Source organism: Francisella salimarina (genome assembly GCF_007923265.1).
In the GTDB taxonomy this organism is placed as follows: domain Bacteria; phylum Pseudomonadota; class Gammaproteobacteria; order Francisellales; family Francisellaceae; genus Francisella; species Francisella salimarina.
Genome location: NZ_VOJA01000004.1, coordinates 459,743 through 484,376, shown reverse-complemented (window position 1 = coordinate 484,376; position 24,634 = coordinate 459,743). Strand labels below are relative to the sequence as shown.

Below are 24,634 nucleotides of genomic sequence, written 5' to 3'. Positions count from 1 at the left end.
TTATATAGAGTACTTAGGAAATTATAGTCTATATTTGCCTGCTATAAAACCAACTTTTATACATTAGCTATTGATAAGCTGAGTGTTTTCTTATATTTTATTAATTCATTCACGAGTATTCGCAAAAATACTCTTTTTATACAAAATTATTTCAAAGGTTTAAAATGGCAAAAAATTTAGTAATTGTTGAGTCTCCTGCCAAAACGAAGACTATAAAAAAATATCTTGGCAACGATTTTGATATCTTGGCTTCATTTGGTCATGTTCGAGAAATACCCTCTAAAGATACATCAATTGATGTAAACGATAATTTTAAAATCAAATTTACAACAAGTGAAAAGAGCAAGAAACATTTAGATGCAATAAAAAAATCTGCAAAAAATGCAGAAAATATATATCTTGCTACCGATCCAGATAGAGAAGGAGAAGCCATATCCTGGCACGTACAAGAAGTACTTAAAAATGCACGTTTACTGAAGGATAAAAATGTTTATCGTGTTACATTTAATGAGATCACAAAATCAGCTGTAACGAATGCTATAGAAAATCCAAAAGAACTATCTATGGACTTAGTTAATGCTCAAAAAGCTCGTCAGGCATTAGACTTTCTTGTAGGATTTAACCTTTCACCTCTACTATGGCGTAAAATAACTAGTGGTTTATCTGCTGGAAGAGTTCAAAGCCCTGCTCTTAGAATGATAGTTGAACGTGAAATTGAGCGTGAGAATTTCGTTAAAAAAGATTACTGGAGCTTGACTGCTGATATATTCAAGCAAAAACAAATTTTTGCAAATCTGACTGAGTTTGACTGCACTAAAGTTGAACAGTTCACTTTCACAGCAGAAAAAGATGCTGAAAAAGCTAAGGCTACAATTGTTAAAGATGCAAGTGGATTTTTAATTGTAGAAGGTATTACTGAGAAAAAAACTAGAAGAAACCCATATCCTCCATTTATAACATCAACATTGCAACAGGAAGCTTCAAAAAAGCTAGGCTTTACTGCCAAGAGAACAATGTCTACGGCTCAAAAGCTTTATGAAGGTATGGACTTAGGCAATGGCGAATCTGTTGGTCTTATCTCATACATGAGAACAGACTCAACCAACTTATCTAATGACGCTCTTAATGATATCAGAAGTTTCATTGAATCTAAGTTTGATAAGGATATGTTGCCATCTAAACCAAGAGTATTTGGTAAAAAATCACAAAACGCTCAAGAGGCTCACGAAGCAATTCGTGTAACTTCTGCTAGTAGAACTCCTGAGTCTATGAAACCTTATTTAACTACTGATGAATTTAAGTTATATAGCCTAATATATAACAGAACAATTGCTTGTCAGATGAAGCACGCAACATTGAATAGCACATCTGTTGATTTAATCACAGAAAATGAAAAACACAAGTTTAGAGTAACTGGTACCGTAATTGTCGATGCAGGATTCTTAAAAATCTACAATGTCGAAAAAGATGAAGATGAAAAAGAGTCTAATGATGAACAAACTTTACCAAAATTTGAAAAAGGTGAAAAAGTTCCTCTTAAAGATATTATAACCAAAGCTCATTCAACTGAACCTCCACCTCGATACACTGAAGCATCTCTAGTCAAAGCCCTAGAGAAGTATGGCATTGGTAGACCTTCGACTTATGCGACTATAATCTCAACACTCCAACAAAGAGACTATGTTGAAGTTGAAAAACGTCGCTTCATACCTACCGATAAAGGTCGTGTCGTAAATAAATTTTTGACAGAATATTTCAAAAAATATGTTGAATACTCTTATACCGCTGGCTTAGAAAAAGAATTAGATGAAATTGCGCATCATAAAAATGATTACCTTACCGTATTAAACAGCTTCTGGAAGCCTTTCATTGAGAGAATCAATAAAATTGCTGAAGATGTATCTCGTAAAGATGTAGTCCAAGAAGAGCTTGATGAAGACTGTCCTGAATGTGGCAGCAAACTATCATCTCGCTTAGGCAAAAATGGTAGATTTATAGGCTGTACTAACTACCCAACCTGTAAATATACTCGTCGTGTCGACAGTGACGGCAAAGAAATAGAAAAAGAAGAACCTACTGTTGTCGAAGATAGAAAGTGCCCAGAGTGCGGATCAGATTTACATATCAAGCAAGGACGTTATGGTAAATTTATTGGTTGCTCAAACTATCCAACTTGTAAGCACATGGAGCCACTTGAGAAGCCAAAAGATACAGGCGTAGTGTGTCCAAAATGCAATAAAAATAATATTGTTGAGAAAAAATCTCGTAAAGGCAAAGTCTTTTATGCTTGTTCTGGTTTCCCTAAATGTAAAAATGCTTACTGGTATCCTCCAATAAAAGAAGAATGTCCAAAATGTAAATCACCAATACTTCTACATAAAACAACTAAAAAAGACGGTGAACAAAAAGCATGTCCTAATCCAGAATGTGATTATGCTGTACCGTGGGAAGAAAACAAATAATAACATTTTGCTATCTAAAAAATTTCTATTTAGATATTAGTAACCAACACATCCTACATACTAAGCTTCTCTAGTATCTTTAAAGTTTATAAGCTAAAAGTTAAAATTTGCATCTGCAATTTTAGAATGACTAGCTCATATCCACATAGGAGGGAAAATAAGAGGTAATACTGTTATACAAAATATACTAGCAACAACAGGTAAACCAACCAACAAATAATGCCTATATGAAAGCATACCATCTATTTTTTGAACCTGCTTACTAAATATTGATAAGCAAAAGCCAAATACAAACACACAACCAAAGAGCCCCAATGATGTCTTAAACATAGCATTCAACATACCATCTATCATTCCAGCTGTTAACATCATCACAAACATACAGTGATAAGGATTGATACAAATATCTATACGTTTTTTAAGTAAATTCTTAACTGCTGTAATAATAACTATAATCGCAGCAATAAAGGCTGGGATCCCCCACTGTGACCATATTTCTAATAGTAAATTATGCGGATATCCATCAGGTCTTTTTGTAATTGCTAAATAATTCCATTGCCCAACTCCAGTAAAAGGATGCTCAACCCCAACCCAAAAAGCTTCATTCCAAAGAGGGATCCTACCACTAAACCCACCTCGAATAAGATCAGCAGAAGATTTAATATTAGTGTTATCAACAGCTGATATAAAATGAGTATAAAATAACTCTAGCAATCCACTACAAAATAAAGTTAAACAGAATACTATAACTGTGATTTTAAAATATTTACGAGCAAAGACAAAAAGCAAAGGCATTATAACCAAGTACTCTGCAAATATAGTCCTAAATGCATGGTTAATCAGTACAAACCATGCAATTGTTAAAGCTATAAACGATCCTACTTTATAAATAGGTCTTAGGTTAATAAACCATGGTAAAAGCAATAAAGGAATAAACCAGCTAAAGTAATTATCTAAGAACCTTGGATTTAGACAGTTATATATAAATAATAAAACTTTTTGTATATTACCAGCAGCTACTGATCCATATATTGAATAATTAGCTAACGATAACTGTAGAAATAACGCCCCTCCAAAAAATATCAATGAAAGTAAAATAATTACATAAAAATACTGTACACTCTTTAAGTTATCTTTGATGTAACTAGCTATAAACAATATACAAATAAATTGCAGAAATGTTACGCTAACACCTTTGAATGCAATCGATGGAGAAATTGCAAAAGCTGAGGATATAACGCCGAGTATAAAAAACATACAAATCGCATATCTTACTATACTACTAAAGCTCATAAATGTTTGTATAAGCTTATAGAAGGTCTGCTTATTTAGCAAAATAGCTGCACTAGCTGTACAAAGTGTATAGAAAAAAATATAGTATCTATAAAAAAACAAATGAAGGTTAGCTGTAAAAGTATCATTAAAATAGCCGGTAATCTTACCTCCAGATGATACGGGCACTAAATTCAAAGGTATATATTTCATAAATGGCATTAAAAACACACAAAATATTGAAATAGTAAGAAAATAAAATATACAATCATCAAAGTTTATTTTTCTTATAAAGTTTTTCACAGTTACTTCTCGAGTTAGAAATTTGAGTTAATTAAAATATAATAATTTAGATTTTTTTAGAAATATTACTTAATTTCAAGTGAAGACTTAGCTAATTCTGAGTTATCTGATTTATTGACAATAGTTGCAGTCCAAACTCCATCACAAACTTTATCATCACTAAGAACACTCTGATTATCAACAGTATAGTCTTGAGCATCTTTAAATTTAGTAATAGGGAAAGAAGTGCTATAACAGTTTGTATCTTTAGGAGCTCTCCATGTCAAGTAGATGGTACCCTGAGGAGCACCATTCCAATTAGTTATAATCTTAGCTTCTATTTCATGAGATTCAGGCTTATAACTCATATTTAGAGAAGCTGTTGGTTTATCTTCAGAGCTATCTTGACGATCTTCTTGATCAGGATTATCAAGATTATCATCTGGATTAACTTGTATTGAATCATCTGAGCTATATAGCTTATCAATAAAGTTATTATATGTACTACAACTTGCTAATCCTGTAGCTATTAATATTAATAGTAAAAATTTTTTCATTATATTGTTACCTATCACTTTTAGTTTACTTTATTCTCAACCACTGATTGACCTTTAAGTTGCTCTATCTCTTGAGTTGTTTTCTCAAGATTATCTTGCGTCTGCTTTGCTTGCTCTTCAAGCTTCAAAGACTTTTCTTTATATACACTCGCTTTTTTAGTATATCGTTTAAATCTCTTCTTAAGAACCGTCGAATCTTGTGCAGATTTTAAGAGCTTGTCTTTTATCTCTTGTTTTTTAGCTGCTACTTGTTCGTTGTGTTCTTCACTAAGTTTAGAGTATTCAGTTTGAAGCTGATCAAGCTCCTGTACCTTTTGGTCTAATAAACCTTTATATTTTTGTGATAATTTTTCATATTTTTCAGCTCTTTGCTCAGCTTCCTGAGCTTCTTTTTGAAGCACTTGCGTTTGTTGCTCTAGCTGTTGCTGATTATCTTGCAAACTTGCCATCTTTTCACTATCAGCAGCACAACTTGTTAACATTAAAGCTGATACAGAAATCACACATATCAGCAGAACAGACATAATTTTCTTCATAAGTTAAATCTATCTCTACAGTATCATAAGCATATATTTTATCAGCTAGAAGCTTTAAGTAAAGAAGATTAACAACTCAAGATAATAAAATACTTCATTATTTTGAATGAGATTTAAGTTCCGCTATTTGTTGAGATATTTTAGATGCTTGATTAGCCTGAGTTTGTGAAGTAGCTTTTAGATTATTTATCTGAGATTGATACCCATTTGCAAGAGTTCGATACTCATTTATTTTTTCATCAATTTTAGCTTTTTGAAGAGTCTTTTGAACCAGCTCTTTGTTAACTGCTATTGCACTATCATTATTTGGATCACTAAAGTTACTATACGCTTTCTTCAGATCATCAATATCACTACCTAACTTATCTGATTTTTTTTGCAGATCATTAGCTTGCAATCTATATTTAGCTATTTTAGTCTGTAGACTATCAATATTAGCAAGATTCTGAGATGCTTGTTCACTTAATTGTTTTTGAGTTTGCTGAAGCTGCTGAATTTGCTCTGCAGTACTAGATCCACAAGAACTAAGACTTAATATAGCCGACAGAGCTACTGATACTATTAAAATCTTTTTCATAAAACTACTACCTTAATTATTTATAAATAATTAGTATAGCAAAAACTGCTATTTAATAATAATCTGATTTTATAATTTAAAGAATAGGCTTTCTAGAAAAGAGTATAGTGTGTTTTTTTACAATGACTATACAGTGATTGAATCAGTAGCAATTACTTGCTTATCAAACAGAACATTTGCTGTCCATTTACCGCTACAATATTTATTACCCTGTTTAATTTCTACAGTTGCCCATGTTTTATCATTTTTCTCAGCATACTTAGTGATAGGGAAACTAGTATCATAACACTTAGATCCCTCAGGAGCTTGCCATTGCAATCTTACACTTCCTTGAGGATTGTTATTGTAAGTAGTGTAGATAGTAGCTTTGATATCATCTTGGTTAGTTTTCTTTAACTTTATCTTAGCTGTAGGCGCTGTACTAGTAGCAGAATCTTGAACAGCTGTAGCATCTGAAGCTTGTAGTGCTTGATCCTGAGCAGCAGAATTTTCACCTGCAACAGTCGAACAACTAGCAAGACCGGCGATTGATAAAGACAATAGACTAAGTTTAATTATTTTTTTCATACAAATTACTCCTTTTACAAGTTATACACTCGAAATCGATTATAACATTAATTTGCACCAAATAAACAGCTGTTTATCAAATGATTATACAGCTAACACTACGATTCTCATTAACAAGCAAATTGTATGTTTTACAAGCAGTATCACTCGCCATAAAATCAACACTTCTACCCGCTTTTGCTAACTCATTAATTATTTCTATTGGAGGTAATAACTGTTTTTTGCCTGTTCCAATAATGATAATTTCTGGACTAGTTGATAGCACAAGATCAAGATGACTCTTATTAATACTGTTTATATCAATAATTTTGTCTTGGTATTCTAGCACTTCAGTAGAAGATAAAATTAAGGGCTGATCATATTCACCAATATTAAGAATAGTTCGCCCATTTATATATTCTTTAAAAAAAACTGGAGCTTGAATTTTTTCTTCTTGTAAAGTCATCATAGCAAAAAAACCTTGATTATAATAATATAGCTAACATATATAAATTATAACTTATCAATATTATATCTAAACATTATTTTGAGGCTACCATGAATTCAATACTAGAAGAATCTAATTTACCGAAACTTGCTGAATTTAAAACTGATGAAGTCAAGCCAGCAATAGACTATCTTTTTGAACATGCTGAAACCAATCTACAAAAGGCACTGCAAGAACAAAATCCTAGCTGGCAAACTCTCCTACAACTAGAAGTAGATGATGAGAAAATAAGCCAAGCATTTTCTACAATTGCTCACATGAATGCTGTTTGTAATTCTAAAGAGTTACGCGAGAGCTACGAATACGCTGTAACAAAACTTACAGATTACTATACCAAGCTTGGACAAAATAAAGATTTATACAATTTATATAAACAAATTCAAAATCACGAGCTTAATGCTGAACAAACACAAGCTATAAAAAAAGCTATTGTCGGATTTGAGCAATCAGGCGTAAATCTTGACGAATCAAAAAGAAAAAGATTGCAAGAGATCTCGCAAGAGTTAGCTCAACTAACTACAAAATTTGAGAATAATGTCTTAGATGCTACTATGGACTGGCTCTACACCACAAATGATGAGAAAGAGCTAAAAGGGCTATCCCAAAATACTATTGAATCAGCAATAAATAAAGCAAAACAAAAAAATATTTCTGAAAAATATGCATTAGGAATAGATATTCCGACATACCTAGCAGTATTGCAACAAGCTAACAATCGCAAATTACGTGAGAAACTCTATAAAGCATACTGTACTAGGGCATCAAAAGAGGCAGATAACAAAAACTTCGATAATGATGACAATATTGAAAAAATCCTAAAACTACGTGCTGAAAAATCGCAAATATTGGGTTTTGATAATTATGCAGAGAATTCTCTATTTACCAAAATGGCAGAAACACCAACCCAAGTACTTGAACTACTTAATAGTCTTCTTGAAAAATCATTGCCTCAAGCAAAAAAAGAAATTAATGAATTGCGCAGATTTGCTGAAGATGCTGGGCTTGTAGATGGCCTTCAACCATGGGATACAGCATATTATTCTGAAAAACTCAAAAAAGCTAAATTTGACTTTACAGAAGAAGAACTTAGAGAATATTTCCCATTAGAGAGAGTTTTAGAAGGACTATTCAAGATACTTAATAAAATCTATAACTTAGAAATAAAAGAAAATTCAAGCTATACAAAATATATAGATGAACAACAGACTTTTGATTTTTTCAAGGATGGAGAATATATTGGCAGTATAATTTGTGATTTTTTTGCTCGTGATAATAAACGTGGTGGCGCATGGATGGATGGCTCACGCACAGCGTTTATCCAGCCGAATGGCTTAGCTCAAAAACCTGTAGCTTATGTTAACTGCAACTTCTTACCACCATCAAAAGATGGTGCAAACCTAACGCATAATGATGTTGTAACATTATTTCACGAGTTTGGTCATGCTCTTCATCATATCTTATCACGTGTAACTGTTGCTTCAATTTCTGGAACCAATGGAGTTGAATGGGACGCTGTGGAATTACCTAGCCAATTCATGGAGAATTTCTGCTGGTGCGAAGAAGGGCTAGCACTTATATCTGGATCACGCGATGATAAAGCTCTCAGTGACAAACAAATTGATAAACTTGTAGGCACGAGACATTTTCAGTCTGCATTAATGATGGTTAGACAGCTTGAGTTTGCTATATTTGATATGAATATCCACTACAAAAAATTAATTACGGTAGCTAAAGTTCAAGATGAATTAGATAGCATTAGAGAAAAAGTCAGCTTACTTAAAACTCCTAGCTACAATAGATTCCAAAATGGATTTTCGCATATTTTTGCTGGAGGCTATGCTGCTGGATACTATAGCTACAAATGGGCTGAAATACTTTCTTCAGATGTGTTTTCACGTTTTGAAAATGAAGGAATCCTTAGTAATGAAGTTGGTAATGACTTGTTAGAAAACATAATTTCAAAGGGCTCTTCACGTGATGCTATGGATAACTTTGTAGCATTTATGGGGCGTAAACCAAATGAAGAAGCCTTGCTTCGACATAGTGGAATTAATTAAAGTAACAAAGCTAAATGTGGCTATAGATCTTTAATCTACCAGCAACATTTATTCCTAATATATACCACAGTTATAAAATATGAAAGCAATTGAAATAGGTAATAAAGCTGAAGAACAAGCCTCTAAATTCTTGCAAGCTAAAAATCTAGAAATTCTAGCTCAAAATTTTAAAGCCTTACCTTATGGTGAAATTGATATTATTGCTTTAGACCAAAACACTCTTGTATTTATCGAAGTAAAATATCGTAGCAAAACAAAATTTGCTAAAGCAGAAGAAATGCTAACTTACAGTAAACAGCAAAAAATTATTAATTCAGCAAATATTTTCTTACAAAAGAATCCTAAGCTTGAAAACTACGAATGTAGATTTGATTTAATAGCAATTAACAAAGAAAATATTAACTGGATAAAAAATGCTTTTATCTTAAATTAAAGCTCTTGAGAAAGTTCTATAAGCTTTTTAGCTTGTAATAGCTGATAAGCATCGGTTTCATCATTTAAATTAAGATTTAGATGCCCTACTTTTCTGCCCTTACGCGGCTCCTTGTTATAGCTATGAATTTTAACTCTATCAAGTGCTGCTAAATCTTTTGTAGCTGGCATACCACCAATACAGTTCAACATCACAGTTTTATGACTTGTTGTATCTCCCAAGATCAAACCTGCGATAGCTCTAACATGATTTTCAAACTGTGAAGTAATTGAGCCATCAATACTCCAGTGTCCACTATTATGCACTCTAGGAGCTATCTCATTGACTATTAACTCATCACCTTTGACAAAGAATTCTATAGCTAAAGTACCAACATAGGCAAACTCTTTGACTAAGGTTTTAGCTATCTGTTGTGCTTTTTCAGCTAAAACTTGATTTTCAAAAGGCGCTTCTGACTCAACTATAATACCTTGTCTATGAGTATTTTTAGCCAATGGATAAAAAGCTATATTGCCTTTAATATCAGCGGTACAAATTTGTGAGACTTCATAATCAAAATCAACAAAAGCCTCATAAATAAGACCATCTGGAGCATCTTTAAGAGCATCCCAAGCTTTTGATACATCTTCTTGAGATTTTAGCATAAATTGACCTTTACCATCATAGCCAAATCTACGTGTTTTGACTATAGCCGGTAGCCCATAATCTAGTACAGCTTTTTCAAGCTTATCTAGACTATCAATATTTACAAATTTAGCAGTAGCTATACCATGATCTTGCATAAAAGATTTCTCAAATAATCTATCTTGAGAGATAGCAATGGCTTTCGCAGATGGATATACATTCACCTCATGGTTAATTGCTTTAATAAGCTCGTGAGATATATTTTCATTCTCAAAAGTTATCACATCAAACTGTTTTGCCCATACAACAACATCATTAACTTGTTCTAAATCAATATCTGTTACACTTTTTACAACCTCTTCGGCGCAATCATCTGTTTTACCAAGACAGTGAAACTCTAGACCTAAAGGCGTACCAGCTATACTTAGCATCCTTGCAAGTTGACCTGCTCCAATAATACCTATTTTCATATTACTGTTCCCTCGGATTAGGATTATCTAGTACTGATTGAGTTTGATCTGCTCTAAACTTAGCAAGAGCTTGACCTACTTTAGAGTCTACAAGCTGCAAAATACTTGCAGCAAAAAGAGCGGCATTTTTAGCCCCTGCCACACCAATTGCAAAAGTAGCAACCGGAATACCCGCTGGCATTTGTACAATAGATAATAAACTATCTTTGCCACTTAATGTGCTAGACTTCACAGGTACACCTAAGACTGGCAGGTCTGTTTTTGCAGCAACCATACCAGGTAGATGGGCTGCACCGCCAGCACCTGCAATTATGACTTTTAGACCTCTAGACTTGGCTGTCTCAGCATAATCAAACATTTTGTCAGGAGTTCTATGAGCTGAAACAACCTCACATTCATAGCTAATGCCTAGATTCTCTAAAATATCACAACACTCTTTCATTGTGCTCCAATCAGATTTAGAGCCCATGATTACACCAACATCTATACTCATCTCTTTTTCTCCCTTATATGTCATCTTATGGCTTGACCATAGGATCCATTTATAATGATGCTCAACACCTTACTTAGATTCTACGATCAAGTCGTAGAATGACACTACTGAATTATTTGCTTCCAATTTTTAATAACTTCTATCCAAGCTTTACTCTCGAGAGCTTGTACTTTTTCTTTTAAGCTTTCAGCAATATCATCTTTTCTTACATCACATTTCAACTGCAAAACTATATCACCACCATCAACCTCTTCACTTACTTGATGGATAGTACATCCAGATACACTATCTCCAGCGTCAATAACTGACTGATGCACTGCCAAATCCATTAATCCTGCATGCTTTGGTAATAGTGATGGATGAATATTTAGAATTTTACCCTCAAAAGCCTTTATAAAGACTGGACTTAAAATACGCATAAAACCAATTAGTAAAATCAAATCTGGATTATATTTCTGGATTTCTTCGACAAGAAGCTTATCATAAGCCTCTCTTGATAGACCTTTTGAAGCTATGAATTTATTAGCTATATTTCGATCTTTTGCTCTTTGTAAAATATAAGAGTCTTGCTTATTAGAAATGACCAAATTTATATCAGCATCTATTTGCCTATCAGCTATAGCATCTATTATAGCCTGCATATTAGTCCCACGCGTAGAACCCAATACAACAAGTTTTAGCCTAGACACTTCTATAGCTCCTGATACTTATTACCACGCAATAAATTCATATGCTTAATACGCTTATTAATAAGCTCTTTGGTACCTATATCAGGACGGTGAAATAGCTTACCATAAATGTTTTTGACTGCGTTTTCAGCTTTTTGCTCAGCTTCAGCTATTGTATCACCTAGACCTAATACTGCAATTGCTCTAGAACCTGTACCAATTAACTTGCCATCTCTAAAATCTACAGCTCCTAAGAATATTTCGACATCATCAGGACATTTTGAAATATCTATTTCAAAATTCTTGACTGACTGATTTGGATATCCTAATGGTACTAGATATTTACATACACTAGCTTGATTTTTAAATTCAGCTCTTACCTTATCAAGAGTACCGTTAGTTATTGCTTGCACTATCTCAACAAAATCTGTTTCAAGTAAAGTTAGCAAATTCATAGCCTCTGGATCGCCAAATCTAGCATTATACTCAATAACTTTTGTGTCATCTTTGGTAGCCATAAAACCACCATACAGAATACCCTGATAAGGTTCGCCGAACTTGTCACTCAAGGCTTTTGCAACTTTCTCATTTATCTCTTTTGCTCTAGCTATATCAGAGTCTGATAAAAATGGTAAGCTATGATTAGCATCTGAATAAGTACCCATACCACCAGTATTTGGGCCTTTATCGTCTTCATGTGCACGCTTGTGATCTTGTACAGCTGGCATATGAATAAAATGCTCTCCATCAGTGAAAGATATCAAAGAGAATTCTTGACCAACGAGCTTCTCTTCAATCACAAATTCCTTACCTGCGTCTATCAATGACTGACAATGCTTAAGTGCATCGCTCATCGTATGTAAGTGATCTCCCCAGACAAGAACTCCTTTACCACCCATTAGACCATCTGCTTTTATGACAAACTGATTTCTATACTCCTTGAGGGTTTCTTCTACACCATCCATAGTTGAGAACTTCCTAAAGAAAGGATTTGCTCCTATATCATAGTCACGGATTAGATCTCTTGTGAAACCTTTTGATGTTTCAAGTTGAGCAAGCTTCTTAGTTGGACCAACCACACCTATACCATTTACTTTAAGAGTATCAGCAAGACCAACCTCAAGCGGCGCCTCTGGACCAATAATAGCTATATCAATACTCTCTGCTTTTGCATACTCAAGAACCTCTTCACAGCTACAAATATCACCAACCTTATATCCCTGAGCTATTCTATCAATACCGGGATTTACCGCTGTGCTTATGCAAAAAAGGTTATTCTTAATAGCACTTCTTTTAACCGCTTCAGCTATTGCATGTTCCCTACTTCCTGAACCTACCAAAAGAATATTCACTTGACTCTCCGTATTTAAATAATTTGCAACATTTTTTGCAATTCTTTGACTAATATTTCTGATATCCACAGGTACTTCAAACTTTTGACCAGTTATCATCTCAAAAAGTGTTATGTATTTTTGTGATAGCTCTACAACCAACTCTTGCGGCGCTTGAGGTAAGACATCATCATTGTATGGATCGCAGTTTTTTGCAAACCATAATCTAAAAAATTCTTTATCAATATTTTCTGGCTCTTCACCATTTTTAAATCTCTCAGCATAGCTATCTTTTAGCCAAAATCTTGAGCTATCAGGAGTATGAATCTCATCTATCAGAATAATTTCACCAGTCTTTTCATCAACTCCAAACTCATACTTTGTATCGGCTAATATCAAGCCATGTTCTAAGGCTTTCTGCTGACCAAATTCAAATAACTCTAAGGCTTTTTGTGAAGAAAAATCCCATTGCTCTTGAGTTAACCAACCTTCTTTGACGATATCTTCAGCAGAAATTGGTCTATCATGGTCTTGCTCTTTTGTTGTAGGTGTTAAAATGTTTTGTGGTAGCTTTTGATTCTTTTTCAAACCCTCTGGGAGAATATTACCACAATAGTCACGACTACCATTTTTGTAATGAGTCCACAATGATGTCGAAGTTGAGCCAGTTATATAGCCTCTAACTACGAACTCAATTGGCAACACCTTTGCCTTTCTTGCTATTACGACATTTGCATCTGGAGAAGCTATAAAATGATTTTTGACAATATGAGCAGTTTCTTTGAACCACCAAACTGATGATTGAGCAAGAATCTGACCCTTAAATGGAATAAACCCTAACGACCTATCAAAAGCTGACTGTCTATCAGTTGATATCAAAATACTTTTATCATCAGTAAAGTACATATCTCTAACTTTACCTGTGTATTTATCTTTGATATTAAGATCCGTTGATTTTAAAACATTTTGTATATTATTGATGATGATTTGCTTATCAATCATTAGATAATTTCCACCTTGCCTGTATTTGTAATCTTACCTATTTGATATAGTTTGGTATTTGTATGCTTTTTAGCTAACTCTTTCATCTTATCAAATTGATCTTGGCTAGCTATTATAGTCATACCTATACCCATATTAAATGAGCGATACATCTCAAACTCACTAATATCGCCAATTCTTTGCATAACTCTAAAGATAGCAGGAGTTTCAAAGCTATCTTTAACAATCTCAGCACCTAATCCTTGTGGTAGCACTCTTGGAATATTCTCTATAAAACCACCACCTGTAATATGTGCCATACCTTTGATATCAACACCATTATCTAAGAAGTCATGGATAATATTAGTATAGTTAATATGTGGCTCTAGCAATACATCACCAATAGTTTTGCCATCTAGCTCTGGGTATGTATCAGTATGTTTGTTACCAGCGACATCAAAGAATAATTTACGCGCGAATGAATATCCGTTCGTATGCAGACCTGATGAACTAAGACCAAATACCACATCGCCTTCTTTGATATTCTCGCCATTGATGACTTTATTCTTATCAACGATACCTGTGACGACACCTACCATGTCAATCTCACCCGATTGATACACCCCTGGCATCTCAGCAGTTTCACCACCTACCAGAGATACTCTACATTCAGCACATGCTTTTGACATACCTTTGACGAGCTCTTCCATAATAACAGGATCAAGCTTATCGTGAGCAACATAATCTAAAAAAGTGATTGGTTTAGCGCCCATTACAACAATATCATTTGTCGCTGCTGAGAAAAGATCATAACCAAGATTCTCAAACTTGCCACACATAACAGCAACTTTTGTTTTTGTACCAACCCCATCAATTGATTGGACTAGCACTGGATCATCATAGTTATTTATGACACTCTTTAGTGAGTAAAGTGATCCAAAACTTCCTAAACCAGTTAAGACATCTTTTGTGAATGTTTTTTTCACATGATTTTTCATTCTATCTACAGCCTGATTCCCAGCTTCGATATTTACACCAGCATCTTCATATTTTAAGCCTGCCATTTTTCTTCCTTTTTTAATGAACTGGTTATACTAAGTTTTACTATAAAAATCTCTTAACAACTCCAAATCTTTGCTAGATACTACCTGTTTAATTCCTGAGCACATTGAAAAGTGTTATAAAGAAGTTCTGTAATAGTCATAGGACCAACACCACCCGGTACTGGAGTGATTGCCGCAACTTTATCTTTCACTGCTTTAAAATCAACATCACCAACTATTTTACCATCAACGTGGTTAATACCAACATCTATGACCACAGCACCATCTTTGACCATATCTGCTGTGATAAAGTTTGGTTTACCTACAGCTACTACTAGTATATCAGCTTTAGTAGTATGAGATTTAAGATCTTGAGTAAATCTATGACATGTTGTAACTGTTGCCTTAGCATTTAATAATAATTGAGAAACAGGTTTACCAACAATATTACTAGCTCCTACAACAACAGCATGAGCTCCCTCTGTCTGTATGCCATATTCTTTGAGCATAGTTAAGATTCCCTTGGGTGTACAAGATTCTAGGCATTTCTTATCTCTAAGTTGCAACCTACCAACATTTGTCGGATGAAAACCATCAACATCTTTTTCTGGTTTGATTGCATAAATAACTTTTTGCTTATTAATGTGGGTTGGTAGCGGAAGCTGTACCAAAATTGCATGCACGCTAGAGTCATTGTTGAGCTTGTCTATAAGCTCAAGCAACTCTTGCTCAGTTGTCGCATCAGGAAGTGTTATAACTTCTGAATTTATTCCAACTTTTTTACAAGCCTTTTCTTTTGAGCCCACATAAGTCTTACTTGCAGGATCATCACCTACTATTATTGCGACTAATTTGGGAACTATACCTGTTTGATCTTTATACTCTTGAAGTTGCTCTGCTAATCTCTCTTTTAGATCTATAGAAAGCTTTTTGCCATCGATTAAAGTCATTTTTTGATTACTTAGCTTAATGAATAAAAATGATATGCAATATGATACCAAATTTATCAGAATCTTTGGAGCTTTTTTAGAAATCTTTTTATAAACTTAAATTAACATATAGTTAACCTAAATCAACTATCACAATTTATTGGGAAATAGATCTCTATTTAACATCCAGTAGTATATATATGCAGTACAGTAACAGCCTAAAGCCACTCCAAAAATCACATCACTTGGGTAATGAGAGCCAACTATAATTCTACTACCTGCAAACACAATTATAAGCACGTACCATAAATATCTAAATTTTGGAAAAATATAAAAAAACGCTATAAACATAGCTCCAACAGTGATTGAATGCCCCGAAGGCATACTCGCAAAATCATAACCTGGTGCATGAAAGTGCTGGAAATAGTGTGATCCGTACTCCAAGAAAAATTTTGGTCTAGCTCTACCAATTATAACTTTAAGCACTTGCCCCACAATACCGCTAATCGCTACAGTTGCTAAAATAAACCCTGAATATATACAAATCTTATTAAAAGCAATTTCAGTACTCTTAGAAAGCTTATCAATATTGGTAAATAGTCTTACTAAAACTACCAGACCACATATTATCAAGATATATTCAGCCTTACCTACATCAGTAATATGCCTAAAAGCGGTGTCAATAGCCTTTGGCATAGAATGCTTAATATAATTTTCAACAGGGGTATCCAAGTTGTAGAATGCAAAGACCACTAAGATTAATATAGGTACAAACAAGTATCTGAGCTGTAAATACTTGGGTAGATGATAGTTATGTTGCTTAGGTCTTTTGAAAGTTTCTTTTAAACTTTGGAAATTAGTTTTTAGTACATCTTTAAGCATAAGCGCTCAATAATCAATATTCATCAGAACTTCTAATTATAGCAGAATATCATATCGCTAACATATTTTGTTAGGTTATAAATAAATCGTATATTGCTGTATAAAACCTAGACTATCAAGTTAAATATTACGACAATTGCTGTTAAGTGATAATGAAAATCATTAGTTTAGTTAAAATTAAATTTTGGAATATTAAATTAATGCAATAATAATGAAAATACTTGCATAATGTAATCTAGAGAATATAATGTAGCTTACAGTTAATTAGATTTAATTTGCTGGATTGTTAAAATTTAAACAAAAACTAAAAGGAAAACAAATTATGAAAAAGAAAATCCAAAAAGGTTTCTCACTTGTTGAGTTAATGGTTGTGATCGCAATTATCGCGATTTTAGCAGCAGTTGCTATCCCTATGTACTCTAACTACACTACTCGTGCTAAGATTGGTACTGCATTAGCTTCGGTTGGTGGTCTTAAAGCTCAAGTAGCTGAGAACTTAGCAAACAGTGTTAATGGGGACTCAAACGTTACTTATGTTGGAGAACAGAAGACTGGTATGGCTTATGGTACTGGCGTTAACACTGCAGGTGATATTACGCTTACATTCACAAGTCCAGTATCTGGTAGTGTTATACTTTCTCCAAACAATAACGGTGGTTCTGTAACTTGGAACTGTATCTCAACGAGTTCTGCAATATCTTCTAGTGGTTCTGCGGTTAATGCGAGTTCTCCTGCTCTAGGTGGTACAGCTACACAAGCTGAGATTGCGCAGGCTTTACTACCAAGTCCTTGTACTGGTGCATAATTTTTCTCTTATATTCTTCTTTATTCTTTTACTTTATCCAATTAATTTATTTGGTTTATCTCTACAAAGAAAAATATTTAGTTTATACTTGATGTAATGACTAACTTTTTTTGTACAATATGCTTAAATTTCAAAAAGGATTTTCTTTGGTTGAGCTGATGGTTGTGATTGCAATTATTGCAATATTGGCTGCAGTAGCTTTTCCAATATATTCAAACTATGTAATTCGTTCAAAAGTTGGATCTGCTGTAACAGCCATAGGCTCAACCAAAATGGATATAGCTGAAATAGTAATGCATTCTGGAGATATGACTAACATCAACTCTACCGGTAGCGGTGCTAATGCTAGTTTTAATAGCAAAAGACTTCCATCAGAATCGACATCTTCTCTAAGCTACACGACCTCTGTTTCAAGTAGCTCTATAATCATTGACTTCACAGCCCCTGTCAGCGGTAGCATTACCCTTACACCATATTACAACACTGCTGCCCAGTCTATGACTTGGGAATGTACTAGCTTAGGCTTCCAAGCTAACCAGCTACCAACACCATTATGCCCACAATAAAATAGATGGTGTTTTTTAATTTATTTTAAAATTAAATAAGCCCCAAAAGCTCTCTAGCATGTGATAGAGTATTTTCTGAAATATCTACTCCCCCTACTATTTTAGCTATTTCTTCAATACGCTATTGCTGATTTAGTTCGATAATTTTTGATTCTGTATTATTTCAAAATATCTCTCAGGTACAAATTGATACCAAACGATCTCATAATTTCAAATTTGGCATATTGATATAAATTATGCAATTGAATTTATACTTTTATAATATATAATTAAATTAATTTTTTATTAATCTAATCACCGTGATAAACCATAATCTTAAAAAAGGATTCTCATTGGTTGAGTTGATGGTTGTAATCGCAATTATCACAATCTTAGCAGCTGTAGCAATACCAGCATATTCAAATTATACAATTAGAGCTAAGCTTACAGAAGCTCTTGCTAATTTAGATAATTATAAAAAAGATGTTCAAGATTTTTTTATCAGCCATGGCGTATCAACTGAACAGCAGTTACAAAGTTTTGATGTCACAGATTATACTGACATTGGCAATGAAAATGCCAATGTCATGAGTGATATAGTTGGACATAATGGTAGAATCGTAGGTGTAAGCAATATCAATGGAAAAACCTATCAGATAGCTCTTTCACCGAGTATTGAAAACAATACTTTTAAATGGACTTGTTCAGTATCTATAGTTGAAGAAGAGTCTAGTATTAATGATGGCTATTTTGGGCTTAATTTTGAATTTTATAATAATAGTGGTTCCTATGTGGCTCCTAGCAGTAGTATCTTACCAAGCGGTTGCAATGCATCTAGTGAAAATCAAGATAGTGATTATGAAGCATATAAATCGCAAAGAGCAAATTTTGATAGTGCCTTAATGAATGCTCATAGCAACGCTGTCACAGCATGGCAAAATAGAACAACAGAAGCCTTAGTACAAGATAGTCAATACAATGACCTTATAAGTGCTATGAGCTCAGCTGAAAGCAATGCAGATACTGCTTTCAGTGATTACCAAAAATATCAAAACATACAAAGTAATCAGTCTAATTTAGACTACTATCAAGGACTAATTGATAATGCAGCAGATGGTGTTGATACAACATCTTGGCAAAATAGTGTCGACTACTACCAAGGTAGAATTGATAGTACACAAGCGACTATGTCTAACCAAGCAGGTAGCAACTATAACAATGCTACAGAAGCTGCTGAATACTTCAACCAACAAATAGACATATATGACACAAATAGGCAAGATGCAAATGCAAGATCTTTAGAACTTCAAAATGAACAAAGAAACGTATCTAGTTCAATTAATGGCATTGAAAGTCAAGGGTTCGATAGTGACTATAATGGCTCTTATGAGCAATATAATACTGCCATGGATTCATTGCAATCTAGTGTCAATAATTCAGTAAATGTTGAAAGACTAGATACTAACCAAGCTGAAAACATATCTCCAAGTGCTTTTACTCAAACTTCTGATAAATATAGCTCTTGGCAGTATAATCAGATTAGAAGTTAAAATTTTAATACTACTAACCCTAATTATACTGCACTTTGTATCTATGTTCTAATAACTCAAATATAACATTGCTACAAATCATATATATACCTGTTTATATAAATCTAAAAAAGGTGGTGTGTTGCAAACATCAATAAAAAATGGGGTAAATAAAACCAAAAGATTCACACCTAATTGGGAATGTCTGCTTGTTTTTTTATATTGTCATACTACGGCTCCGACCGTAGTATCCATTTTTTAACCATAATCATTATTTTTCTATGGATTCTATGGTCAAGCCATAGAATGACAGGTTTCTGTTTTGTAGTGACAGCACAATGTGCTGTCTTACATAACCATATATAGCAACTGACAGATCAATAATCTGTAACTACATATATTACTAATCGTCTAAAGATTCCGACCTGAGTGGGAATGTCTGCTTTTTTTTGTAAAGATAATCCAAAAGATCAAAATAAGACCGGTGGCAATCATAAACCCAAAAGCTCTCTAGCATGTGATAGAGTATTTTCTGAAATATCTACTCCCCCTACTATCTTAGCTATTTCTTCAATACGTTGTTGCTGATTTAACTCGATAATTTTTGATTCTGTAGTATCTTTGAGATATTTCTTAGTAACATGCAAATGTGTATGACCTTGAGCTGCCACCTGTGGCTGATGTGTTATACACAACACCTGCAGTCTCTCTGAGAGCTTCTTGAGTAACTTACCAACAATCTCTGCAGTGGCACCAGATATACCGACATCAACCTCATCAAATACTAAAGTTGGATAAGATCTCTTAGCAGCCGATACTGCTTGTATTGATAACCCTATTCTACTTAGCTCTCCACCCGAAGCAACCTTTCTAACTGGTGCAAGCTGTTCACCTAGATTAAAGTTAATCATAAATTGACACTCATCTATACCTTTAGATGTCTTATTCTGAGATGATAAAATCTGCGCAACAAAGCTACCTTTCGGTATATTTAGGGAGCGAATATTTTTCTCAACTTGTTTAGAAAATTCTTTTGCTGTGGCTTGGCGTGCTTGGCTTAGCTCTTGTGCATAGCTATCATATTCTTGCTCAAGTTTTTGCTTTTGTTCATTTAGTTGAGCCAACCTTTCACCGTCTTGACTAAAACTCTCTAGCTCACCATGAAGCTCTTGGATATACTGATACATATAGTTTGGCTCAACTTTATGTTTACGTGCAAAATCATATATCTCACCCATTCTCTGCTCGACTCTTGATAGTGCTTCTGGATCTTGCTCCAAGGATTCTAGTCTATTTTGTGCTTCATCATAACTTTCTTGAGCATACACCTTAGTTTGAGAAATCAGCTCCTGAAGACTTTTGAAAGATGTTTCATCTAACTTTAACACTTCTTTTTCAAGTTCTGTTAGCATTGATATAATATTAGTATCTGAATCATACATCAAATTAGAGATATGATTAAGACTATAGCCAATATCATCAACACTCGAGAGATTCTTTTGATGCTTAGATAACTCTTCGAACTCATTTTCTTCAAGCTCTAGAGCTACAAGCTCATCAAGCTTATACTCCAATAACTCTCTTTGGCTATTTTGCCCATCAACATACTCCTGAAGTTCTGATATCTCAGAATTTACTTTTTGCAGTTGATAAAACACCGTTGAAACTTTTCTCAATATATCATCATTATTTGCGAAACTATCCAGCAAACTTAGTTGTGACTTGGGATCAAGCAAATCCTGATGAGAGTTTTGACTATAAATGTTTATAAGCTTATCTGAGATTTTTTTGACATCAGTAGATTTGGCAACACTACCATTTATAAATAAGCGACTTTGTTTAGATTTATTAACTACTCGCCGAAATGTACACTCATCATTTTCATAATCAATAAAAAGCTCATCTAAGAGTTTTTTTGCCTTTTTATTATCTTTGATACAGAATGTTGCCGAAACTTCGGTTACATTACCATCTTGTAAAAAAGTTTTTTCTAACCTTGCACCAAGCACAAAGCTCAAAGCATCAAGCAAGATCGACTTACCAGCCCCTGTTTCTCCAGTCAGGACAGTCATACCTTCTCTAAAGTCAATTTCTGTAGATTTTATGATCGCAAAATTTTTAATAGCCAGATGTTGTAGCATACTAATATCACTCGAAATATTGTAACTTAATTATTATATATGCTTTTGTAAGAATTCTAAATTGATTAATATCAAACCACTTGCAAGACTGTATTTAAACATTTAATATCGAAATAGTATTAATACATTGATAAGTATACTCAAAAGATTAAAAAGTGAAGGATATCGTGGAATATCAAAAATAGAGTATGATAACGGCGCTTATGAAATCAAAGCAACAAATAGTTCCGATAAACAAGTTAAACTTGATGTAAAATCAACAATAAGTGAAAAGGTTGAATAATTAGCTTATTTTTACTAATTTATAATTTTTTAAGCTTTGAAAATATATTATAATCAACTTGTATATCTTAAACCAATATCAAACAAAAAGGATTTACTAAATGCAATTATCAAGAAGAGTTAAGGCTATGCAAGCCTCTCCTGTACGTAAGTTAGTGCCATATTCCATAGCCGCTCAAAAACAAGGCAAAAAGGTTTATCACCTAAATATAGGCCAACCTGATATCAAAACTCCTAGTGAGTTTATGGATGCTATCAGAGCTTTTGATGAAGAGACTATCGCATACTCAGTAGCTAATGGCGAGCCTAGCTTAATCAAGGCTATATCAAAATACTACAAAAGATTTGACATGGACTTCACTGAAGATGAAATCCTTATCACAAACGGTGGTTCAGAGGCTCTGATATTTGCTGCTATTGCAATTTGTAACGCTGGTGATGAAATACTTGTACCAGAACCTTTTTATACAAACTATAACGGTTTTACAACTGCTGTTGACGTGGCAATTAAGCCAATCACAACAAAAGCTGAGGAAGGCTTTCATTTACCTTCAAAAGAAGAAATACTTGCATGTGTAACTGACAAAACTCGTGCTATTATGATCTCTAACCCTGGCAACCCTACTGGTGTTGTATACTCCAAAGAAGAGTTAGAAACACTAGCAGAAGTAGCTAAAGAAAAAGACTTATTTATAATAAGTGACGAAGTTTATAGAGAGTTCACTTATGATGGTCTTACTTGTACATCTTTTGGCAATATCAAAGGTGTTGAAGATCGCGTAATCATCGTTGACTCTGTATCTAAGAGATATAGCGCCTGTGGTGCTAGAATCGGCTCTCTTTGTACAAAAAACAAAGACTTCATCAAAGAAGTTACAAAACTATGCCAAACTAGACTATGTGTACCAACTCTTGAACAAATAGGTTCAGCTGCTCTTTATGAAGTATCAGAAGATTACTTAAAAGAAGTAAACACAGAATACCAAAAAAGAAGAGACATCACTTTTGAAGCTCTTTCAAAAATGGATAATGTAGTTTGTGAAAAGCCTACAGGTGCTTTTTATGTAATTGCAAAACTACCTATTGATGACGCTGAGAAGTTTGCATTATGGTTATTAACAGACTTTGATGATAATAAAGAGACTGTTATGGTCTCTCCTGCTGCAGATTTCTATGCGACTAAAGGTCTTGGTAAAGACGAAATAAGAATTGCATACATCTTAGAAGAAAAGGCTCTTAAAAGAGCTCTAGAACTTCTAGACAAAGCTATTAAAGTTTATAACAATAAATAATTTATTCTCTAAATTCTTCTTATCCTATAATTCCTTACTTAATAAATTCATTATCAATATTGATAATGAATTAACCTAAATATTTCTCTAACTTACAAATATAGCCTACTATACCTAAAGTAGTACCTGAGCAATTAACTTACTGATAAGCCAAGAAATTCTAGCATTTGCGAGGTTGACCAAAGCAACTAAATATATAAATAATCTAAAAAGTAACTACTGTTCTTATATTATTATGCATTTCTTCAAAACCTTTATTAATATCTTCTATTTTAATATTTGAAGTAATAAGGTTATCAATATCAATACGACCATCCATATACCAGTCAACAATCATTGGTACATCTGTTCTACCACGCATACCACCAAAAGCTGAGCCTTTCCAAGTACGGCCTGTCACAAGCTGGAATGGTCGAGTAGAAATCTCTTGTCCAGATCCAGCAACACCTATAATTATACTTTCACCCCAGCCTTTGTGAGCACATTCAAGAGCTTGGCGCATTACTTCAGTGTTACCAATACACTCAAAACTATAATCAGCACCACCACCAGTCAATCTAATAAGGTGTTGCACCAAATCTTCATCAATCTCATTTGGATTAACAAAGTCTGTCATACCATATTTTTCAGCCAATTCTTTTTTATCACTATTAATATCCACACCAACAATTTGCCCTGCTCCAACCAGTTTAGCTCCCTGAATCACATTCAATCCAATCCCGCCCAGACCAAATACAACAACGCTTGCACCAGCTTCAACATTAGCCGTCTTAACAACTGCACCGACTCCAGTTGTCACACCACAGCCAATATAACAAACCTTATCCAATGGTGCATCCTTACGAATTTTAGCAACCGCTATCTCAGGTAAGACAGTATAGTTTGAAAAAGTTGAGCAACCCATATAATGGAAAATCTCTCTACCGTCTTGTGTTGTAAATCGAGAGCTACCGTCGGGCATTAGACCCTTACCTTGAGTTTCTCTTATTGATTGACACAAGTTAGTTTTTGGATTTAGACAAAAATTACATTCCCTGCACTCTGGCGTATAAAGTGCAATGACATGGTCGCCGGGTTTAACAGAGGTTACATTTTTACCAACTGCTACAACCTCACCAGCACCTTCATGTCCTAATATAGCAGGAAAAAGCCCTTCTGGATCTGCTCCAGATAATGTAAAAGCATCAGTATGGCAAATTCCAGTAGCTTTTATTTCTACTAAAACTTCATCATCTTTTGGTAACGCAACATTTACTATTTCAACTGAGAGAGGTTCTCCAGCTTTATATGCAACGGCTGCTTTCGATTTTATAGACATTATTTCTCCAACTATTCAAAAATCTTTATAAGAGTATTTTAGATGATAGGGAGATGATAGGTAAACTTTTT

General features: G+C 33.9%; 23 protein-coding genes. 8 read left to right on the top strand and 15 right to left on the bottom strand.

Annotated features, from left to right (window positions below; genetic code table 11):
- The first annotated feature begins 164 nt into the window (after positions 1-164).
- Positions 165-2,462: a type I DNA topoisomerase gene (gene topA / locus FQ699_RS07965; protein ID WP_146421858.1), complete on the top strand. Its 2,298-nt coding sequence runs from the start codon at positions 165-167 to the stop codon at positions 2,460-2,462.
- A gap of 135 nt (positions 2,463-2,597) precedes the next feature.
- Here topA and FQ699_RS07960 read toward each other — a convergent pair whose 3' ends face one another.
- From FQ699_RS07960 to FQ699_RS07935, 6 genes are all read right to left on the bottom strand, one after another.
- Positions 2,598-3,956, bottom strand: a complete 1,359-nt coding sequence (locus FQ699_RS07960) for an O-antigen ligase family protein (protein ID WP_146421857.1) — start codon at positions 3,954-3,956, stop codon at positions 2,598-2,600.
- A gap of 146 nt (positions 3,957-4,102) precedes the next feature.
- A complete protein-coding gene (gene lpnB, locus FQ699_RS07955) occupies positions 4,103-4,573 on the bottom strand; it encodes a TUL4 family outer member lipoprotein LpnB (protein WP_146421856.1) in 471 nt (156 codons plus the stop codon).
- 20 nt (positions 4,574-4,593) lie between these two features.
- The gene (locus tag FQ699_RS07950) at positions 4,594-5,109 is read right to left on the bottom strand and encodes a hypothetical protein (protein ID WP_146421855.1); all 516 of its coding nucleotides are present in this window, start codon (positions 5,107-5,109) and stop codon (positions 4,594-4,596) included.
- Positions 5,110-5,206: 97 nt separating this feature from the next.
- Positions 5,207-5,686 carry a hypothetical protein gene (locus FQ699_RS07945; protein ID WP_146421854.1) on the bottom strand — a complete coding sequence of 160 codons (480 nt, stop codon included), beginning with the start codon at positions 5,684-5,686 and terminating at the stop codon, positions 5,207-5,209.
- Between the two features lie 126 nt (positions 5,687-5,812).
- Positions 5,813-6,253, bottom strand: a complete 441-nt coding sequence (gene lpnA, locus FQ699_RS07940; RefSeq protein WP_146421853.1) for an outer member lipoprotein TUL4/LpnA — start codon at positions 6,251-6,253, stop codon at positions 5,813-5,815.
- 76 nt (positions 6,254-6,329) lie between these two features.
- Positions 6,330-6,701 (bottom strand): Mth938-like domain-containing protein, encoded by a 372-nt coding sequence (locus FQ699_RS07935; RefSeq protein WP_146421852.1) that lies wholly within the window; start codon positions 6,699-6,701, stop codon positions 6,330-6,332.
- An 89-nt stretch (positions 6,702-6,790) separates the two neighbouring features.
- Between FQ699_RS07935 and FQ699_RS07930 the strand changes: the two genes are divergently transcribed.
- Together FQ699_RS07930 and FQ699_RS07925 are read left to right on the top strand one after the other, a co-directional pair.
- Entirely contained in the window at positions 6,791-8,797 is a 2,007-nt protein-coding gene (locus FQ699_RS07930; RefSeq protein WP_146421851.1) for a M3 family metallopeptidase, read from the top strand.
- Between the two features lie 79 nt (positions 8,798-8,876).
- Complete coding sequence (locus FQ699_RS07925) at positions 8,877-9,230, top strand: YraN family protein (RefSeq protein ID WP_013922214.1); 354 nt, start codon at positions 8,877-8,879, stop codon at positions 9,228-9,230.
- On the opposite strand, the gene FQ699_RS07920 is transcribed toward FQ699_RS07925, so the two are convergent.
- The 7 genes from FQ699_RS07920 to lpxE all read right to left on the bottom strand — a co-directional run bounded on the left by FQ699_RS07920 (position 9,227) and on the right by lpxE (position 16,651).
- Positions 9,227-10,324 (bottom strand): 5-(carboxyamino)imidazole ribonucleotide synthase, encoded by a 1,098-nt coding sequence (locus FQ699_RS07920; protein ID WP_146421850.1) that lies wholly within the window; start codon positions 10,322-10,324, stop codon positions 9,227-9,229. The genes FQ699_RS07925 and FQ699_RS07920 overlap by 4 nt on opposite strands.
- A 1-nt stretch (position 10,325) precedes the next feature.
- Positions 10,326-10,817, bottom strand: a complete 492-nt coding sequence (gene purE, locus FQ699_RS07915; protein ID WP_013922212.1) for a 5-(carboxyamino)imidazole ribonucleotide mutase — start codon at positions 10,815-10,817, stop codon at positions 10,326-10,328.
- A 104-nt stretch (positions 10,818-10,921) separates the two neighbouring features.
- A complete protein-coding gene (gene purN / locus FQ699_RS07910) occupies positions 10,922-11,506 on the bottom strand; it encodes a phosphoribosylglycinamide formyltransferase (RefSeq protein ID WP_146421849.1) in 585 nt (194 codons plus the stop codon).
- Between the two features lie 2 nt (positions 11,507-11,508).
- A complete protein-coding gene (locus FQ699_RS07905; RefSeq protein ID WP_146421848.1) occupies positions 11,509-13,818 on the bottom strand; it encodes a phosphoribosylaminoimidazolesuccinocarboxamide synthase in 2,310 nt (769 codons plus the stop codon).
- A complete protein-coding gene (gene purM / locus FQ699_RS07900; protein WP_146421847.1) occupies positions 13,818-14,861 on the bottom strand; it encodes a phosphoribosylformylglycinamidine cyclo-ligase in 1,044 nt (347 codons plus the stop codon). Before purM ends, FQ699_RS07905 begins: the two co-directional genes overlap by 1 nt.
- An 80-nt stretch (positions 14,862-14,941) precedes the next feature.
- Positions 14,942-15,790, bottom strand: coding sequence for a bifunctional methylenetetrahydrofolate dehydrogenase/methenyltetrahydrofolate cyclohydrolase FolD (gene folD / locus FQ699_RS07895; RefSeq protein ID WP_013922208.1), 849 nt, complete (start codon positions 15,788-15,790; stop codon positions 14,942-14,944).
- 129 nt (positions 15,791-15,919) lie between these two features.
- Positions 15,920-16,651, bottom strand: coding sequence for a lipid A 1-phosphatase LpxE (gene lpxE, locus FQ699_RS07890; protein WP_146421846.1), 732 nt, complete (start codon positions 16,649-16,651; stop codon positions 15,920-15,922).
- A 322-nt stretch (positions 16,652-16,973) separates the two neighbouring features.
- Between lpxE and FQ699_RS07885 the strand changes: the two genes are divergently transcribed.
- From FQ699_RS07885 to FQ699_RS07875, 3 genes are all read left to right on the top strand, one after another.
- Positions 16,974-17,456 carry a pilin gene (locus FQ699_RS07885; RefSeq protein WP_146421845.1) on the top strand — a complete coding sequence of 161 codons (483 nt, stop codon included), beginning with the start codon at positions 16,974-16,976 and terminating at the stop codon, positions 17,454-17,456.
- A gap of 119 nt (positions 17,457-17,575) precedes the next feature.
- Positions 17,576-18,022, top strand: a complete 447-nt coding sequence (locus FQ699_RS07880) for a pilin (RefSeq protein WP_146421844.1) — start codon at positions 17,576-17,578, stop codon at positions 18,020-18,022.
- A 299-nt stretch (positions 18,023-18,321) separates the two neighbouring features.
- On the top strand, positions 18,322-19,551 hold the full coding sequence (locus FQ699_RS07875; RefSeq protein ID WP_146421843.1) for a pilin: 1,230 nt from the start codon (positions 18,322-18,324) through the stop codon (positions 19,549-19,551).
- Positions 19,552-20,021: 470 nt separating this feature from the next.
- Here the strand turns inward: FQ699_RS07875 and recN are convergent, their stop codons facing one another.
- Positions 20,022-21,671, bottom strand: a complete 1,650-nt coding sequence (gene recN, locus FQ699_RS07870) for a DNA repair protein RecN (protein WP_146421842.1) — start codon at positions 21,669-21,671, stop codon at positions 20,022-20,024.
- A gap of 127 nt (positions 21,672-21,798) precedes the next feature.
- Here recN and FQ699_RS07865 point away from each other — a divergent pair, with 127 nt between their 5' ends.
- Positions 21,799-21,954, top strand: a complete 156-nt coding sequence (locus FQ699_RS07865; RefSeq protein ID WP_179951684.1) for a PepSY domain-containing protein — start codon at positions 21,799-21,801, stop codon at positions 21,952-21,954.
- 100 nt (positions 21,955-22,054) lie between these two features.
- Positions 22,055-23,245: a pyridoxal phosphate-dependent aminotransferase gene (locus FQ699_RS07860; RefSeq protein ID WP_146421840.1), complete on the top strand. Its 1,191-nt coding sequence runs from the start codon at positions 22,055-22,057 to the stop codon at positions 23,243-23,245.
- 205 nt (positions 23,246-23,450) lie between these two features.
- Here the strand turns inward: FQ699_RS07860 and FQ699_RS07855 are convergent, their stop codons facing one another.
- Positions 23,451-24,563, bottom strand: coding sequence for an S-(hydroxymethyl)glutathione dehydrogenase/class III alcohol dehydrogenase (locus FQ699_RS07855; protein ID WP_146421839.1), 1,113 nt, complete (start codon positions 24,561-24,563; stop codon positions 23,451-23,453).
- Positions 24,564-24,634: the final 71 nt, after the last annotated feature.